At 52.4% G+C, this 18,914-nt stretch carries 10 protein-coding genes; 3 read left to right on the top strand and 7 right to left on the bottom strand.

The annotated features are described in order from the left end of the window. Window positions 1-184 precede the first annotated feature (184 nt). Window positions 185-2,734, top strand: coding sequence for a hypothetical protein (locus tag MXE39_RS09220; protein ID WP_246976277.1), 2,550 nt, complete (start codon window positions 185-187; stop codon window positions 2,732-2,734). 26 nt (window positions 2,735-2,760) lie between these two features. Then, entirely contained in the window at window positions 2,761-5,574 is a 2,814-nt protein-coding gene (locus tag MXE39_RS09225) for a hypothetical protein (protein ID WP_246976280.1), read from the top strand. Between the two features lie 3,310 nt (window positions 5,575-8,884). On the opposite strand, the gene MXE39_RS09230 is transcribed toward MXE39_RS09225, so the two are convergent. From MXE39_RS09230 to MXE39_RS12990, 4 genes are all read right to left on the bottom strand, one after another. Then, complete coding sequence (locus tag MXE39_RS09230) at window positions 8,885-9,529, bottom strand: ABC-type transport auxiliary lipoprotein family protein (protein WP_246976283.1); 645 nt, start codon at window positions 9,527-9,529, stop codon at window positions 8,885-8,887. Window positions 9,530-9,750: 221 nt separating this feature from the next. Further along, window positions 9,751-11,430 carry an MlaD family protein gene (locus MXE39_RS09235; protein WP_246976286.1) on the bottom strand — a complete coding sequence of 560 codons (1,680 nt, stop codon included), beginning with the start codon at window positions 11,428-11,430 and terminating at the stop codon, window positions 9,751-9,753. 150 nt (window positions 11,431-11,580) lie between these two features. Continuing rightward, window positions 11,581-13,350 carry a PqiA/YebS family transporter subunit gene (locus MXE39_RS09240; protein ID WP_246976289.1) on the bottom strand — a complete coding sequence of 590 codons (1,770 nt, stop codon included), beginning with the start codon at window positions 13,348-13,350 and terminating at the stop codon, window positions 11,581-11,583. 90 nt (window positions 13,351-13,440) lie between these two features. Continuing rightward, window positions 13,441-13,569, bottom strand: a complete 129-nt coding sequence (locus MXE39_RS12990; RefSeq protein ID WP_281503342.1) for a hypothetical protein — start codon at window positions 13,567-13,569, stop codon at window positions 13,441-13,443. A 576-nt stretch (window positions 13,570-14,145) separates the two neighbouring features. Between MXE39_RS12990 and MXE39_RS09245 the strand changes: the two genes are divergently transcribed. Next, window positions 14,146-14,415, top strand: coding sequence for a hypothetical protein (locus MXE39_RS09245; RefSeq protein ID WP_246976292.1), 270 nt, complete (start codon window positions 14,146-14,148; stop codon window positions 14,413-14,415). Window positions 14,416-14,566: 151 nt separating this feature from the next. Here MXE39_RS09245 and nrdG read toward each other — a convergent pair whose 3' ends face one another. The 3 genes from nrdG to MXE39_RS09260 form a co-directional block, all read right to left on the bottom strand. Further along, window positions 14,567-15,094 carry an anaerobic ribonucleoside-triphosphate reductase activating protein gene (gene nrdG / locus MXE39_RS09250; RefSeq protein WP_246976295.1) on the bottom strand — a complete coding sequence of 176 codons (528 nt, stop codon included), beginning with the start codon at window positions 15,092-15,094 and terminating at the stop codon, window positions 14,567-14,569. Window positions 15,095-15,576: 482 nt separating this feature from the next. Then, window positions 15,577-15,738 (bottom strand): anaerobic ribonucleoside-triphosphate reductase, encoded by a 162-nt coding sequence (gene nrdD, locus MXE39_RS09255; protein WP_246976298.1) that lies wholly within the window; start codon window positions 15,736-15,738, stop codon window positions 15,577-15,579. A gap of 239 nt (window positions 15,739-15,977) precedes the next feature. Continuing rightward, window positions 15,978-18,239, bottom strand: a complete 2,262-nt coding sequence (locus MXE39_RS09260; protein WP_246976301.1) for an anaerobic ribonucleoside triphosphate reductase — start codon at window positions 18,237-18,239, stop codon at window positions 15,978-15,980. Window positions 18,240-18,914: the final 675 nt, after the last annotated feature.

Below are 18,914 nucleotides of genomic sequence, written 5' to 3' on the forward strand. Positions count from 1 at the left end.
AAGGCCCGGCCCCTGCAATGGGGACCGGGCCTTTTTTGATGAGCCATGACAGGCAGGCACAGGCTTAAAGCTGATAACATTAGCTGCAGACAGCTGCCCCCGGGCGCAGCCTGCCAAAGCGTACGGAAACAGACTTACTGCATCCAATAAGGCATGCCATGGCCTGCATGACAAGGAGACTTGAGTGAACCTTAACCACCTAACTGGCCGCCATGCTCTGGGCTGGCTCACAGCCGCTCAGGCATCAGGACAGGATGCCTGTGATCAGTCAGGCAGCTGCCTGATGCTCCTTACTCCCTGCCTTGTCTATGACAACAGCAGCTGGTATCAGATAAGCTCATGCCCTGCCCTCAGGCTGCGCTTTACCTCTGACAGCGCTCCCGGTTTACCTGGTGCCCTTGCAGGCACCATAGTCAGCTTTATCATCAACTCAGTGCCCGTGCACGAAAATGACCATGCCCACAGTGCGCAAGGCGCCTCAGAAGCACTCAACAGCCAGGCTCCGGGCACAGCCCCTGGCAATGCTCCGGGCACAGCTCCTGGCAATGCTCCGGGCACATCCCCAGGCAATGCCCCTGGCAGTACACCTGGTATTGCGCCCGGCATTGCGCATGGCAATGCTCTTTACCATCACAAGGCTCCCATGTCAGCAGGCAGCGCTATCCTTTCAGGCATGCCTCTGCCACAGCAAAACAGCCAGACTGCAGTGGGCAGTGCAGTGGGCAGTGTCGCTCTGGAAAGCATTTATGAACCTGTCTTCAGTGCCTTCATGACCGATGAGCCTGGCTATGGCAGGCACATGGCCACTGATGCCAACATCACTGTTCAGCCCGTTATAAGCAACGGCACCCTGCAGCTGCCCGGCTGCCAGGACACTGATGCAGAGAGCACTAATAACTACGACCAGAGCCAGGTCATCTCCTATATCCAGACCATACGTACCCTCAAAGAAAAGCTTGCCAGAGCGCAGTCACACAGCAGCGGCCAGCAGCAGGTGACTGCGCCGGCACCAGCGCAAGCGCAAACACCAGCGCCAGCGCCTGCCCCTGGCGCCCCGCTGCAGGAAAATGACGAAGCAGCCGCTCAGACAGCTGCAGATCAGGCGGCGGCTGCAGCGCATGCTGCTTTAGAGCGGGCCGGCCGTGAGCTCAGTCAGAGGACAAGTGAGCTTGAGCAGACCAGAGCAAGGCTCAAAGAGCTGGAGGGCCGTGCCGCCTGGTATCAGCAGGAGCTCAATAAGCTCAAAAGCTCTGCTGCCAGCACCGCCCACAGCACAGGCGTGGGCGCGGGCACAGGCGTGGGCTCGGGCGCTGTTGCAGCACGGGCAGCTGCAGCTGCCACTGCGTCAGCTGCTGGCTCAGGATCTGGCACGGGTGCCGTCTATGGCGCAGCCACCGGCCCGGCCTGCACTGACAGCAGGATGCGGCTTATTCCCTCTGACAGCATCAGGGAAGATGATGCTTTTAATGATGCCCAGGCAATTATCACCAGAGTGTGTAAGACCTTTGCCCGTGAGGGTATTGAGCTTGACCGTGATGATGCGGCCAACTACCTGATCTGCCTTACTCAGGGCATGATGACAGTATTTGCCGGACGCAGCGGTTCAGGCAAAAGCACCCACTGCCGTCTTCTGGCAAAAGCTCTTGGTCTTGATGCAGTTAATACCAGGGCGCTGCCGGCTGCTCCATCCGTCCCGGCCGCTCAGGCGGCTCCGTTCGCCGCAGCTGCACCTGCTGTCCTGGCTTACCCGGCTGTCCCGGCTTACCAGGCTGCCCCTGCTGCCCCTGCTGCCGATATCCCACTGACAGCCTCACGCTTTGTCGAGGTGGATGTTGAGGCAGGATGGAGCTCTCTTAAGGATTTTATAGCCTATTTCAATCCTGTAAGCCGCCAGCTTGAACCTGTTAACAGCACACTCTTTGAGGCACTTGGTGATCTTGATGCTCAGCATGAGCATAACAGGCTGCACCCGCGTATGGCATACCATGGACAGGCTCCTTTTGTGCTGATGTTTGATAATGCCGATCTGAGCTCCATGGACCATTACCTCTCTGCCTTTTTCAGAGGCTGCGACGGCCTGCCTTTAAGACTTAATTTTGGTGGTGGCCGCGATCTGCATATGCCTGAGAGTATGCGCTTTTGCGCCACCGTCAGTCAGAGCCCCTGCCATATTCCTCTGAGCACCAGACTGCTCGAACGCAGCTGGGTGATAAGCCTCAAGGTACCTCTGTCTGATGTAAGAGGCAGCTTGAGAGGCCAGTTCAAGGTCATTCACAGGACACCGCAGCATCCTGATCCTGTAAGCGATGATGACATGCCTGTGGCGGGCACAGTCAGCATGGAGCAGCTGCGCCGTGCTTTTGGACCGGGCAATACCCCGGCCTTTGAGAAATACAGTGAGGTCAAGTGGGATGATTTGCTTGAACTGTTCAGTCAGGCCGAGCTGAACATGCCGCTGACAGCCCGTACCATAAACATGATTAGTGGCTACTGCTCAGCCGCGCGCCGTCTGATGACAGGAGCGGACAGTAAAAACTCCCTGAAGGCTCTTGATTACGCTGTGGCCCAGAAGATACTGCCAGCCATTTCAGGCTCGGGACGCCGCTATGAGATACTGCTGCGATCCCTTTCCGGAGAGTGCACTCCTGATTTAATGCCTCTGTGCTCCGCCCATATCAGGCGTATGGCTGATAACAATCACTCGCCACTGAAGTTCTACTCATTCTTTTCCTGATTAATATCCAGTGAGGCAGATCTGCCATGACCTCAATCCAAGGCTCAGTAAATTCCTCTGCATCTGTCTGTGAGGCTGATATCTCCGCCAGCACAGTTTCTGACATCAGCGCCCCAGGCAACAGAGCCTCTGGCAACGTCTGCGCCGCCGGCACTGCTGGCAGCACCGCCAATGACGATAACATCGCTGGCGGCAGCGGCAGCGGCAGCAGCGCCGCCGCTGACGGTAACATCGCTGGCGACGGCAGCCAGAGTAAAACAGTAAGCCCGTCTTCTTTCAAAGTGGCAGGCGAGGTAAGGATCTGCCAGGCAGCCCGCCCATGGGCTAAAAGCTATGCAGGCAAAAGCAGCTATGCCACGACAGCAGAGAGCAGTGATAACAGCGTTCAAAGCAATGCTCTGTGCCTGCCTTTGACCACTGTACAGCCTGTCCGTCCGGCCCGTGCTCTGGGTATATGTCCTGTAGTTAATGAAAATGGCACTTACCATATTCACATGAAACTCAATGAGGCTCTTATTGTGAACATGGCCCTGAAAGAAGGCGGTCATGAAGAGGAGGATGAAGAGCAGACCCGTCTCATGGGCAGTGAGCTTAATGCCCTTATTGAGGAAGCCGCTGCACGACGCGCTACTGATGAGCAAAGTCCGCTTAAGGTCATCAGTCTCAAGATTAATGACATGTTCTGCGGTCGCTGCTCTACGGGAGCTTATGACCCTGATACCGGCATGCGTCAGGTTGTCTGGGAATTTCCTGATAACAGCCATTTCCTGCAGAACCAGAAACTGCCTTTTTTAAGGCAGTATGACCTTGTCAGCCTGCAGCTGGACATCACTCTTGATGACGACCGTCGCTGCCATCTCTACTCTCCATGGCTTATCTGTACCGGTCGATTCCAGCGCGACAATGACAACCTCAGGGAAATGATCGCCACACTGAGCACCAAAGCCCAGTCACCGGCCCTGGAACTGATGTTTCCTGAGATTAAGTACACCGGCCGTGGACCAGAGGACTGCATAAGTAATGGCATGCCAGAGTATCCGGCATTTTATGGCTATACCCGCCTTACCAGACATATCTGCGATGTCTGTCAGCAGAATCTGACTTCACTTGTGCAGATGCTGCAGTTGTCTGAGCTCAAAAATAAGCGCTCAGCTCACAGCATTGCAGCTGCCGCACTGGCTTCAGCCTGCGCGCAGGACGATACAGCAGGCGCAGACAACGCGCAGCCCGATGCTGCCAGTGACAGCACAGACAGCGCCTCAAACGGTGCTGATAACAGTGCTCTTGCTGATGCCTGCCATGAGATCATGTGCTTTGTTTTCAGTGTGCTTACCGTCAGCAGGAATAACCTCAAAGCAGTGGCTCAGTACCGCCTGAAAGAAGAAGCCTCAGAAACCTCAAACGGCGCCTGTACTGGAGATGACTCCGATACTGGAGGTGACGCCTGTACTGGAGATGGCAGCGCCTCAGCTGCTGATGACACTGACAGCACAGAAGCTGATGGCCGGTACATGGAGAATACGGGCGCATCCGCTGAGGCACTGAACTCTCCTTACGCTATTGTAGAGCGTCTACGTAATGAAACCTTCAGCGCCGATATTGCCATTCTTGAATCGGCAGTACTGCGCCTTGAAAAGATACTCGACACCCTTGAGCAGGCTACTGGCAGCCAACCGGCTCTTATGTATAAGATACCTGCATGCAGGCCTGCATACACTCAGGTAGAAGCATGCTCCAGGATATACAGGCTTATGGACCAGTGGTTTACCGGCTATGAGGTTGCATGTACTCCTGTACCTGTAATACATGAACGCTCTACAATTGACCGTATCTTTGAGTACTACTGTCTGTACACCATTTTGAGCATGCTCATGGAGCAGGGCTTCAAGGCAGATATATACACACCATCGTGGCGCTATGAGTATCTGCTCCATCAGAAGAACAATGAGCCTGATTACAGCACAGCAAATACCTATCGCCTGTTCAAGTACAGAACAGTCATTAACCTGTACTACCAGCCGGTGATATCAGGCTCATACTTTGAAAACGGCCTGCCCCTTTTCCGTACTGACAACAATGGCTCCACCACGGGCTCCAATGGGGCGGATCTGAACTTTTTCAATCCTGACTTTGTCATGCGGGTTACCCGCAGCAGCGATAACTGGGCAGAAAAGCTCAATGATGACTATGTGGTGCTGGACTCAAAGTACTCACGCGCTAATAACATCATCAGAAACTATCTGCCTGATCTGATTAACAAATATGTCATCAACATGACCTCAGCTGTTACCAGCAAGCAGCCCCAGCCGCCAGTAGAAAGGTACAACAGTATTCCCCCTGGAACGGTTCTCAAAACGGTACAGGATGAGCACAAAGTGATTTTCAAAGACATTAATGACACGCGCCCCATTTCCATGGTTATTGCCCTGCAGGGACGCGTTGAAAGTCGCCCTGTCGACCCTTTGAAAGCTGTCACCATGGCAAAGCATGGTAATAATGAGTTCAAAGAAAGCATCTTCGATATTATGGACAAAGTAAGTCTTAACAAAGACTCAAGTACATCTGGAGCATCAGTGAGCCAGGCAGGGAGTGGCACAGATGAAAAAGACTCACTGCATGGCCCGGTATGGATTAAACACAGCTCTCCTCTGGCCCAGCTTTTCGCGCCACCGTCAGCCGGCGCTGTAGTGGAGATCAACAGCATACAGAAGAGTACAGAACTGCTGTGGAACACCATTACTGCAACCCTTACCTATCTCAAGCCGGAGCCGCCCCAGACTCAGGAAATCAGCTCTGACAAAGAACCCTCCTCAGACAAAGAACCTGCCTCAGACAAATAACCCGCGCTGTCGGCCTCGGCCGACAGCCACTCCCCCACCTCATGTCCTCCTAAAATCCGACCTCCCTCCTGACACCTGCCACGCCCTTTCCAGGCATGCAGGGAAAAGTATGACAAAGCAGCAGATTTCGCATATGCGCTTGATGCAAAATTTCACACAAATACGATAAACACGCTGTTTTAAAAACAGATCTAGATACTAAAAAAATGCTCATGGATTCGAGTGGTTACTGGATAAGGAATTCGTATCCCTGCTTTTCCTGGCTGCGCTCTCCTGCTGCGTATGTCCTCGCACCTGGTCTCATGCCCTGGCTCCATATGATGGTCGCCAGGGGCTTGCTGGCTCCTCTCCATGCAGCGCGGCAGCGCCCTTTCCAGCCCTGCAGGTAAAAGTATGACAAAGCAGCAGATTTCGCATATGCGCTTGATGCAAAAGTTCACAAAAATACGATAAACACGCTGTTTTAAAAATAGATCTAGATACTAAAAAACGCTCATTGATTCGAGTGGTGACAGGAGAAGGAATTCGTATACCTGCTTTTCCCGGCTGAGCACTATGGCTGCGTATGTCCTCGCATCCGGCCTCATTCCCTGGCTCCATATGATGGTCGCCAGGGGCTTGCTGGCTCCTCTCAATGCAGCTGGGCAGCACCCTTTCCAGCCCTGCAGGGAAAAGTATGGCAAAGCAGCAGATTTCGCATATGCGCTTGATGCAAAAGCTCAAACAAACGCGATAAATATCATGTTTATAAAATAGATCTAGATACTAAAGAGTATTCACTGATTCGAGTGGTTACTGGAGAAGGAATTCGTATTCCTGCTTTTCCTGGCTGAGCTCTCCTGCTGCGTTTGTCCTCGCACCTGGTCTCATGCCCTGGCTCCATATGATGGTCGCCAGTGGCTTGCTGGCTCCTCTCAATGCAGCTGGGCAGCCCCCTTTCCAGGCATGCAGGGAAAAGTATGGCAAAGCAGCAGATTTCGTATATGCGCTTGATGCAAAACTTCAAACAAATGCGATAAATATCATGTTTATAAAATGGATCTAGATACTAAAAAGTGTTCACTGATTCGAGTGGTGACAGGAGAAGGAATTCGTATTCCTGCTTTTCCTGGCTGAACTCTCCTGCTGCGTATGTCCTCGCACCTGGGGTAATGCCCTGGCTCCGTATGATGGTCGCCATGGGCTTGCTGGCTCCTCTCAATGCAGCTGGGCAGCCCCCTTTCCAGCCCTGTAGGGAAAAGTATGGCAAAGCAGCAGATTTCGCATATGCGCCTGATGCAAAAGCTCAAATAAACACGGTAAATATCATGTTTATAAAATAGATCTAGATACTAAAGAGCATTCATTGATTCAAGTGGTAACTGGAGAAAGAGTTCGTAGTCCTGAGCTCAGCTTCTCCAGGCTGGGCGCTCTTGCTGCAGGCATTCCTTCACGTCCTTTCTGCCAGCTTCGGCATGGCTGGTGCTCCTGGCCATGTGTCGCATCTCATCGCGGCTGAGCACAGTGCAACAACTGTATTTCCTTTGATTTCCCACCAAAGTACTCAGTATTGCTGCTTTTTGCATATCTACATGTCTGCAAAATCACGGAAAGCACGATAAATATGCTGTTTTAAAAACAGATCTAGATATTAAAAGCTGTCTTTTACCATGCGGCGATGCCAGGGTGCCTGTTCGCCACCATAGGGCAGCTTTTAGCTGCGCTGTAGCGCATGCGCAGGTGCTGTCGCTGGGAATCACCAGGTTGATGCCTGCAGGGCTCCCAGCGTCGTCTGAGAGCGCTGTATGGCACCTTAAGATCACCATGACGGCTGCAGCATGATTTGCCCTGGCGATCCCCAGGTTCTCCCAAGGAGCTGTAGTCGGGCTGCAAGATATGTAGCTGCCAGAGGGGAGCCCTGGGCAGGTTACGGTGTCAGAGCTTGTGGGAAACTCAAAATTAGCAATTTTACTGTTTTTCAATGGTGCTGACTTTTAAAACCTGATTCATAAGGGATTAATTAAGCACTCTAGATACAATACATCCATGTAAATCATTGAGTTTGAAATTTTGGAGATCGGTGAGACTGATATAAAAGATGTTACACAGGCTGATCATGGTATTTTTGACAAAAATTTGGTCATATTTATTATACACAGACTTTAACTATAAAAGATCAATATAGTGTACTTTTAATTATATCGATATTCACTTATGATATCTGTATCTAGTTATATGATTTGACTAAATTATTGTCTTATTACTGTAACTGCCCTTTATAGCACTCTGGCGTACATATTCTTTATCTTAGATATTATTAAAGTCACGGCATTTCTCGCGAAAATGGGCCCATTTTCGTTGAAATTGCCGTGGTTTTAAGCTCTTAGGGCCTGTTTTGACGTCCGCTTCCCGAGCGGTCACCGTAGGGATCTTCGCTGTATCTGCACCTGTATTTCGACTTGATCTAGATACGTCATATATGCCGTAATGGCATGATTTTATGTATACAGCTATATTCATCAATAATTACCATTATTACCTGTATTTATCAGGTTTTTATTATTTACACATAAAATAACAGTATTAGCGTCTATAGCCTGATTTCAGGTTAATTTGGTGTATGATATACTTATTATCCTAAATATCCATCAATATGAAAAATTTACAAACAGTGTAAGAAAGCTATTCCGTGATCGATCGAGGTGCTCATAAGTTTTACAGATTATCTGACCCTGTGCCGGGTACGTTTTTTTGGAGGGTGTTTTTGCTGGAATTTGTGGGCAGTATGACCGTGCAGAGGAGCTTTTGAAGGAGGTGCTGCCGTATGCCCATTGGGGATGGGCCAGTGTGATTGAGACTCAGGAGGGCATTGTGGTGACCATGTGCTGGCTGCAGGTGACAGGGTGACAGGATGCAGAGTGACTCTGTCATGGCCGTTTGCAGGCTCCAGGTCGCTGCTGGAGCGGTTTTTGTGGCTGTTGGGATGTGTATGAGTGTGCTGGCTTGAGCGTTGCTCAGTGAAACGCTCAGGGCCGTCTTTGAGATGGCTGTGATGCGGCCGTGATTATGTAGTGATGAGGGAGATTGCGACTTAGTCTGCTGACTGCATGACTATGGTATGGATGTGCAGCGCTGTGGCTAAGCGTCAGAGCCTGGTGGGCGCTGGATGGTGAGGAGTGGCGGGCTTTTGTGTAGCTGGTTTTGCTGTGCTTAGTGTGGATAAAGTAAGGGCCGTAATGCGCTGGTGGCAGTACGGCCCTTACTGTTTTTTACAGGGTGAAATCCGGGAGTTATTGTCTGTCCTGCTGATTGCGTCCTGCTGATTGCCGGACTATGCCTTCTCCTGCTGTTCTGGCTTTGCTTCATTTTCTGGCTTTGCAGGCTTTGCTTGCTTTGACTTTGGAGCAGTGAGGTCTGGCAGGTCGTCCAGAACCTTGTCGCACATTCTGATGTAGCTGGCCTTGAGCTCGGAAACGAGGGCGTCATAGCCGTCTTCCTTCATGGAGCTGTCTTCAGAGCAGGAGTTCTCATAAACACACTGGTCCTGAGCGTCCAGTACTCTTAATGACATGGCCGTCAGGGCGTGACCGTCCATGGTTCCCTGGAACTTGGAAACAAAGATTCTGATCTTAAAGTCCCTGAGCATCCGGGCCTTGTCGCTGCTGAGCAGACGGTCGGCAAAAAGCACACTCAGCTCATTGTCCAGCTCTGCACTGTAACGGTAGTTGCGTGCCGGACGCAGCGATACATCGCTCATCTGCAGTACAACCCCGCCCTGAGTGAGCGGAGCTGCCAGGGTAACTTCTATATCGTATCCGGACTGAAAGGCAGCCGGCTGCACATCCTGAGTCAGGCTGTAGCGGTCAAAATGCACCGGCTCACCGCCCATGGTACAGGCACAGAGCATTACAGAGGTGCTGCACAGCGCAGCCAGAACAGCAGTGCGTGCTCTGAAGCTTAAAGTGGTAAGAGTCATTACCTTAATCCTGTTAACGTGCCTGCAGGTGCAGGCTGCGCAGTTGTTGAAATAAAAGCGGCCAGGCTTACGGGGCCGCCGGCCCTGCAGCCTGTGCTGGCGCAGATACTGCGCCGGCCGCCACTGCATGCGCGGTGGCCGGTACGGCTGCTGCTCCTGTAGCAGTGGATGCCGTAGCTGTGGCAGTGGCGGCCATGGCTGGGCAGCCTGCTGGTTGTGGGCTATTTGTCAGCGGCGCGTGGTACCGGGTCGGCCGGGCTGCCAAAGAGTATGGAGGCCGGGCTCTGACCTGCCTCGGTCATGGCCGGAGCCAGATCCTGGAGGATCTGCTCTATGTTATTGAGGTTCTGATGCAGTGACTTATAGAGTTTGGTATCTGGTCCATAGCCCTTTACTGAATTGTTGAAGTTGGCAAAGGCATCGGCCAGCTTGGAAATTACCTGAGTGCGCTGTACGGCATCATTGGAGCCGGTAAAGGCATTCATGGCTGAGGTAAAGGCGCGCAGGCTGTTTTGCAGTTCTGTAGACAGACCGGCTACGTCAAACTCGTTCATCTTGGCCATAAAAGCATCAAACTGGGCGCTCAGTGACTGCATTGGGATCAGCGGTATCACATTATAGCTGTTATAGGTCAGCATGCCGTTGTGAGTAGTGGTGCCCTTGATTTTGAAGATATCTCGCGATGAGGTGCACTTGTTCTTGGGATCAACAGTCAGATCGATCTGATTGTTGCTAAGAACCATGTTGGCAGATCCCACACGGGCACAAAGAGCCGATTTTTTCAGATTTTTATTGAAAATTGCTGCTATCTCTTCCTTGTTGTTGCGGCTGCTGTCTATGGAAATCAGAACCGGCAGGGCCTTGGCGGTGAAGACATCAGAGCCGTTTTCAAACCACGGGGCTCTTACCACCTCACCTACTTTGACGCCACGGTAGTACACAAGTGAGCCCGGTCTGATGCTGTGGATGGAGTCCTCAAGCATGACCACATACATAAGTGAGTTTTCCAGGGCCGAAACACGGGCATCAGCACGTTTGGTAAACAGACGGAAGGAGGTATTGTCCGGTACTGAGGAGCTGATATCCATATTGTCGACAAAGTTGTCGAAGGTGATGCCGCCTACCATCATGTTGTCCAGTGATTCGGTACGTAAAGTGGCTCCGGCCATGTTGATATCAAGCTCAATACCTGAGCTGATCCAGAACTTGGTGTTGAGATTGACAAGGCGGTCATAAGGGCTGCGGATAAAGGCGCGGTACTGAATCTGCTGATTGTCGATATCAAGGCGGGTATCAGTAATGGCACCTACATTAAAGCCACGGAAAGTAACAATATCGCCATTGTTGAGCTTGCGTGAATCATTGGAATAAAGGGAAATCATCACGCCTTCTTCATTGGCCTGACGTACAGGAGGCGCATCAAGGGCAGTAAACTCGGTGCTGAAAGCATCTGAAGTGCCCATGGACAGCTGAATGTATGAGCCTGACAGCAGGGTGTCGAGGCCTGAAATACCGGCACTTTCAATACGTGGCTTGACCACCCAGAAACGGGTGTCAGCACGCAGCATGTCCTCGGTATTGCGGTCCATCTGTACGGTCAGAATGGTATTGCGGTAATCAGGAGAGAGCACCACATCAGTTACCACACCAATGGTTACCGAGCGGGTCTTAATCAGGGTTTTGCCCTCTTCGATACCGTCAGCACTTGGCAGGGTAATGTGAATGACAGGACCATTGTTAAAAGTACTGTTCCAGATCAGCACGCCGGTAAGCAAAAGAGCAATCAGAGGCACCACCCAGATAAGGGAGAAGCGGTTAGGCTTTTGCTCCTGAGCAGTGCTGGAGCTGCCCACTTCCTGAGCTACGGCATTGGTTACTATGTTTTTCTGAGAGTTGGCCATGATCTATTACCTGATACAGTGCCCATAAATTCTGTTTACTGCAGTAAGGCTGCAGCGCCCTTTTTATATCTGCCCGGCCGCCTGCCATGGTCTTGCCTGAAGTTCTGGCGGCCTGACTGCGGGCTGGCTACGTTTTTCGGCTTACTGAGTTTATCTGTTGCTCTTATCCTGCCCGTCAGACTTTGAGTCCGAGCCCTGCCGGGCAGCCTTATCTGCAGTGGATGAGGCAGCAGCTGCGCCCTGATCTGCAGCTTTTGAGGCTGCTGATGCCCTGTCAGCAGCTGCTGTGGCAGCTGGTGCCCTGTCGGCACCTGATGATTCAGCGGCAGCCTGAGCAGATGCAGGGGCGGGCGCTGCAGGATCAGAGGTCTGTGCGTCAGCTGCGCCTCTGGCGCCCTGAAGAAGCTCCCAGGCACGTACCAGTGACTGGCGCTGACCGGGGCTGAGCACGGCTGCTGAGGCTGCCTGTGCAGCACTGCCAGCGGCCGTGACGGCTGCAGATGCAGCTGCTGCTGTGGCTGATGCGGCAGCAGCTGTGGCTGTGGCCGCTGCAGTTTTAGCGGCAGATACTGCAGCTGAAGCCGGATTATCATCTGCAATCACATGACCTCTGTCATCTAACAGGGTCTGTGGCCTGGTACCAAGGGCATGATCCCACAGCAGGCGCTCATCATATTCCTCGGCGGCAATCATGGTCAGCAGTACAGTGAAACTGAAGAAGATAATGGCCATACCCGGGCTTATGGTCAGCAGGCCGGACATGCGCACTACCGTAGACATGATAATGACCACAAATACGTCAATCATGGACCAGCGGCCGATAAAGAGAATGACGCGGTAGAGTTTGTTGAATCTTCCCGGATTGCGGCGGAAACCGTAATGGGACACGTAAAGCAGCCACAGTATGCACAGGATCTTGAGCATGGGAATGCAGATACTGGCAATGAAAATAACCATGGCCACAAAGTATGAATTCATCTGCCACAGTGAAATCACACCATCGATAATATTCGAGCCTGTTGCTGTTCCCAGGTAGTCAGTGACCATGATGGGATAAACATTACTTGGCACGTAGATAATTACGGCAGCCAGCAGCAGAGCAATTGTTTTCTGATAGCAGCTCGGCGCACGGTAGTCATTGGAGTGATGGCAGCGCGGACACTCCACCTCTCCCTGATAAAGATAGCGGTCGTCAGCGCTGGTCAGGGAGTTGAGCTCACTGGCGCTGAGCGTACGGTTGCGTCTTTTGTAAACCATGCCGCAGTGACGGCACATGATAAGCCCCTGATCGATACCGCGCATGCCAATATGGGCATGGCGCAGCTCAGTATCATTGCGCTCCAGAAGATTCCAGATACGGTAAGGACTGCCCCGGCTGTAACACCACACCATGAGCATGGCAAAGAGAATGGCCGAATAAAAACCTGCATGGAAGTCCACTTTGGCCAGTGCCACCAGCTTTACCAGGCTTACTACTACGCCCAGAATAAACACATCCACCATGCAGAAGCGGTGACAGAACATGTAGATATTGGCTATGCGTCTGGTCACCTGCAGCCTGAAAAAGACTATGCCTATGACAATAAGGTGCATTACCAGGGGACAGAAAAAGGTAAAGAGAATGCACAGATAGAGCAGGATGGACCAGTCACGGCTCAAAATTGTGACAATGGAGGTAAGTGACATGGACTGACTGATGCCATACGAGGAAATGCTCATAAAAGGCAGAGTCAGTGAGGTAAAAAGCATGATGACCGAGGCAATGGAAACTACGGCCAGGTTTTCCAGAGTGCTTTTGGAGCCCGAGCGAAGCAGGGAATGGCACTGAGGGCAGACACAGTGAAAGCCCTTGCGATAAGGAGGCAGCTGAACCACCAGATCACATGAACGGCAGAGCAGTTTTGACTTGGATTTTTGCATTAATCGCCTCGAATTCCCCATGCCACATACGGCCAGTACCAATATTCTTTTCCGTCCTGAGCCCCATAACCTGGCAGCTGCTCCCGCGCATTAAGAGGCGGCAGAGCCTGCATTGACGGCAGAGGCTTCTGCGCCTGCAGTGGCATCAGTTGCGGCAGGGCCTGATGCGCCGTTCGCACCTTTGGAGGCGCCCGCTCCAGATAAAACATGTGTTCGCATCAGACAGCACACCTTTATCTGCTGACGGCTGGACAGCGCATATTATCCAATACATTAAGCATGACGCACTTTCAATTTTGATTAATATGTCAGCCAAAAGCGCAGAAATATCACAAAAACCAGCTCTTCAGGCCCAGGCAGGCGCGCCAGGCGGTGCTCTGGAAGCACCATATTGCTGCAGCACACTCTGGCAGCTGCCTGCCCTGCACAGTAAGGACAGAGTCACCTTGATGTCAGTCAGTATAGAGCCTGCAGACATCATGACAAACACCATATTTCTGAATTTTTTATCCCTTGATACCGCCATACAGGCCCTTAACGGGCTCTTAAAACAGGCCATCACAGCCGCATACATGCCACCAGAGCAGCTCCGATGCTCATACATGACATCATGCCAGGGCTCCTGGCGCACCATAATCTCAACAGCGCCATGCATAAGGAGAGCAGCAGGAGAGCTTCCTGCAGCAACCTGGGTACATAAGGCAAAGGGCTTTATCAGAAATATCAGAATATTATTTTGTTATGAGCTCAGACCTGGGATAAGTGCATATGAGCATTTCAGGCCATCAGGACGCAATGGATAAGATTCCAGGTATGGATAAGATTCCAGGTATGGATAATATTCCAGGCATGGATCAGATTGCTGGTATGGGACAGCTGCCTGGTATGGGACAGGATGTGGGAAAAGGATGGGACAGCAAGGCTGCCTCTGGCAAAGAAGCTTTGCCTGACACAGATAATACGTCAGACACCGGGTTGCAGCCCTTGCTGAGAACCAGCGTCAGGCCGACGGGCTGCACCTTGCAAATTTGTGCGTCTGGCGCCGGGATGCTGCCTTTGCTGTGAGCCGTAGCCAGGGCTGAGACTGGAGGGGTGGAGGGATGGTATGGGGAGGGTACGCTCAGGCTGATGCGTTCGGGCGGGAGGCCATGCCCTGTGGGCATGAGCATGTCATGCCATGCCATGCCATGTTGGCATGGGCATGGGCATGTCACAGTCAGACGAAGCCTTCGGCCAGGATAATTTTGTCCTGGGCCAGGGACTTTGGCACATCAATAATGCGCTGGTTGGTTGAGCCTCGGAAGTCTATCTCAAGAGAGTGCTTTGACTGCACATAAGGACCGTCCACCACTACATCAAGCTGCTCAAGCAGGGAGCGGAATTTGTCATCACGCTCAAGCTTGTCAAAGGTATAGCCCGAATATGACCACACTGAATATCCCTCAGCCTTTAAAACCCTGGCCAGGATGGCAAGCGCTCCTGCCTGGATAAAAGGCTCGCCTCCTGAGAAGGTAACGCCGCTAATCAGAGGATTTTGCTTTATCTCGTCGTAAAACACTCTGAGTTTGACATCAAGGCCGCCCTTGAGAGGCTGAGACTGAGGATTATGGCAGCCCTTGCAGTGGAAAGGGCAGCCCTGGGTGAAAATGGTGTAGCGTATGCCCGGACCATCAACAATGGACTCAGTAACTACTCCGGCAATTTTCAAAGTGGTACTGTCTAAAAGCTTTAAATCTTCGCTCATGCAATCTTCCCCCAAAATTAAATCCTCAGTGCCGTCATGCAGGGCTGCCTGCGCTTGCGGCGGCGCTGCGCCTGGCAATGCCATGCCTTGCCAGGCAGGCGCGATCATGGCATGCCAGGCAGGCGCAGGCATGGCAGGACGGAGCCCTTAACAGCCAGAGGCCTGTGATTGCTGAACGTACACGTGCACACCACACCTGTAACGCAAAGCAAAGGCCTCAGATATCAAATTATTTAACAGCAGAGCTTATGGCCTGTAATTCTAATAATAAGCGATTACGGCATCTGATTTTTACAGGCCCAATGCAAAATTGTTACTGTAAGGCCATGGCCTGATATCCACAGCCCGGATAAAACAGTGCCCGCTGTGAGCAGGTCTCACAGCGGGCCTGATTATGATTGCGTTAAGGTATCTGCCCTGGGTGCCAGGCCGTTGCAGTTGCATTGCAGGGACCGGGACAGAGCCTGTGGCAGATACTGCTGCTACTTGAGGTGCAGGTGCTTGACCCTGTCTTTTTCCTCAGCGCGCTTGCCATTGTTAAAGCGGTCCAGAGAACCTACCAGATAGCCAGTTACGCGGCGGATACGCTCAAACTTGACACCCTCACCGGCAATGCCGTTTTGTACCTTTACTCTTGTAATCATATTTGCTCCCAGAAATGCCTGGCTGCGGCCCCTGTCTGTCACCGGGCGCTGCAGCCGTACCCAAAGGCCGGCAGCTGCCGGTCCTGTTACTGGAAAATCTCACTCATCCCAGCGGCCTGCTCTGCAGTGCTGTGCTCTGCTGTTGTGCAGGCTGCAGCAGGCGGGCGCCGCTGCCGTAAGGCAGGCGCCAGGCCAGCCCGGCACCGGCAGCATGCTGGTGCCGGGCTGGCAGGTCAGGCTCAGCCTCTGCAAATGCAGTCGACGCCCAGCTTGCTCAGGCGCTCTATGGTCACACCCTCGCCATCCTTACGGCCGCACTTAGGGCAGACATCATTAATCACGCCCACATAGCCGCATACAGGGCAGCGGTCGACAGGGTGATTGATGGAGCCGTAGCCTACGCCGCAGTCGCGCATGTAAAGCACCACACGCTCAAAAGCATCGACATTGCGGGTCAGATCGCCATCCATTTCGACATATGAAATGGCACCGGCATTACAAAGCTCGTGGAAACGACCCTCAATACGGATCTTGTCAGCTGCGCTGATGTTGTAATAAACAGGCACATGGAAGCTGTTGGTGTAGTAGGAGCGATCGGTTACGCCCTTAATCTCGCCGTAGATCTTGCGGTCAATATTGACGAAGCGTCCAGACAGACCTTCAGCCGGTGTGGAGAACAGGGAGAAGTTCAGACCTGTTTTGGCTGTATGGGCATCAGTAAGCTCACGCATATGTCTGATAATGGAGGTGCCAAGCTCAAGAGAGCTCTCGCTTTCACCATGGTGATGACCGGTCAGAGCTACCAGAGCCTCGGCAAGGCCGATAAAGCCCACTGACAATGAGCCGTTTTTGATGACATCACGGATCTTGTCATCCCAGTGCAGACGGCCTGAATCAATCCACACTCCCTGTCCCATGAGGAAAGGGTAATTGTAGACATGCTTTTCGGCAATGATTTCAAAGCGGTCCATGAGCTGCTCAAAGACCATGTTTACGGTACGGTCCAGAGACTCAAAGAATTTTGATACTGATCCATGGGCCTCAATGGCAAGGCGTGGCAGGTTTACTGTGGTAAAGGACAGATTGCCACGGCCTGGAATAACCTGTTTGGTCTTGTCGTAATCATTGCCAAAGACACGGGTACGGCAGCCCATTACGGCTACCTCGGTCTCAGGATGGCCCTCAACGTAGTACTGGCTGTTGTAAGGGGCATCAAGGAAAGAGAAATTAGGGAACAGACGCTTTGCGCTGACCTTGCAGGCAAGGCGGAACAGATCGTAATTAGGATCGCCCTCAGCTGTGTTGACGCCGTTTTTGACCTTGAAGATCTGTACAGGGAAGATAGGGGTTTCACCACTGCCAAGGCCGGCATCAGTGGCCAGCAGCACATTCTTCATAATCATGCGCTGCTCGGCTGTGGTACCGGTACCGTAATTGATGGAGGAAAAAGGTACCTGAGCACCGGCGCGGCTCTGCATGGAATTGAGGTTGTGGATTACCGCCTCCATGGCCTGATAGGTCTCACGGCTGGTCAGCTTGTGGGCCTCCTTGAGAATGTAGCTGACGGTCTCACCGACATCCTCATTCATGGCGCTGATGGCCGGCAGTGCTTCCAGTGCTGAGAAAATAATGGCCTGAACCTCATCGGAAAGCACAGTATCGTGCTGCTCATAAAGCTGCTCGACCTGCTTTTTGAGATCCTCAAGATCAGCCTCGTCATCACGCAGCACAATGCGAATAACCTGGCACAGATGCTTGATATAGGACTTGACCACATAAGGGGCCAGATCGTACTCAAACATGGGAATGGACTGACCGCCATGCATGTCATTCTGATTGGACTGAATGGCAATACAGGACAGGGCGGCAGCGGACTGAATGGACTGAGGCTCACGCAGGAAGCCGTGACCTGTAGAAAAACCGCGTCTGAACAGACTGGTAAGATCAATCTGACAGCAGTTGATGGTCAGCAGGTAAAAGTCCAGATCATGGATATGGATAGAGCCATTGGAGTGAGCTACTGAGTGCTCAGGACGGAGCACATAGCGCTTGACGAAGTCCTTGGAGCCCTCGGAGCCAAAACGCAGCATCAGGCCCATAGGGGCATTGGCGTCGATATTGGCGTTTTCGCGCTTGAGATCCATGTCAGCTGAGGACTTGGAGGTCAGATCACGGTAAATGCGGGTCAGATCAGCATTGTAGGTACGCACATTGGTACGCTGCTGACGGTAGATAATAAAATTCTTGGCCACATCAGAAAGATTGTTTCTGACCAGCACGCGCTCAATAACATCCTGAATGTGCTCAACATCAGGCGCACCTTCGTCCTTGAGGTCGATTATTTCCACAACCTCGGAGGTAAGAGCCTCAACCTGACGGCTCTCCTCATCGCTAAGCTCCTCACCCGGACGCACGGAGATCAGCGATTTCCTGATGGCATTGGCAATCTTGTTACGATTAAAGGCCACCTTGCGGCCATCGCGCTTAACGATATATCTCATATTCCGGCATTCTCCGCGTAACGAAAGTGGTTCAGTCAGGCCCGCAAGGGCCATACCGGCCCAGCTGCATGCTGCTCACTGCAGCGTGCGCTGCAGCCTGGGCATCAGCTCATGGCTGAGGTCTGCACGCTGCGCTCCTGACTTGTCTGCATGCCCGGCTCTTCACAGAGCTGAGCATACTCATGAGCACTCCTCTGTTAAGGCCTGTACCTGACAGTATCCGGATACTCAACAGTCAGGGCCGGCCATCACAGGCGGGCTTATACCCATCATGTACCTGCCAGAGGAAAAATCATATATGCCTGGGGCTTAACTGTAACCCTGCCCCTCAGGGTAAGTATTAACTGCAGCCGTGCACCAGGACCTGCCCATGCCCCGCTGCCTGACATACCGGCTCCCTGGCATCACGGCAGCCTGGTTGCCCTGCAGCCGGGCATACGGGCACAGTATGTGTCCGGGAGGCTGTCCCGGCCTGAGCATTTGCCCGGGGTACTGATGCAAGGAGCAGGAGGAGCCCGTGGAACTGCAGTATGGTGCGGCATGCACTTAGGAACTGTAAGCAATTAAATTGATCTTTTAAAACCATTGATTCGATAGTTCCAGAGAGGAAATGGCCCAATGGGTTCCATGTCTATCGATTTCATCTGGGCATCACTGATTTTGATGCCTGTTTCA

Source organism: Anaerobiospirillum sp. NML120511, from assembly GCF_023050955.1.
Classification (GTDB): Bacteria; Pseudomonadota; Gammaproteobacteria; order Enterobacterales; family Succinivibrionaceae; genus Anaerobiospirillum.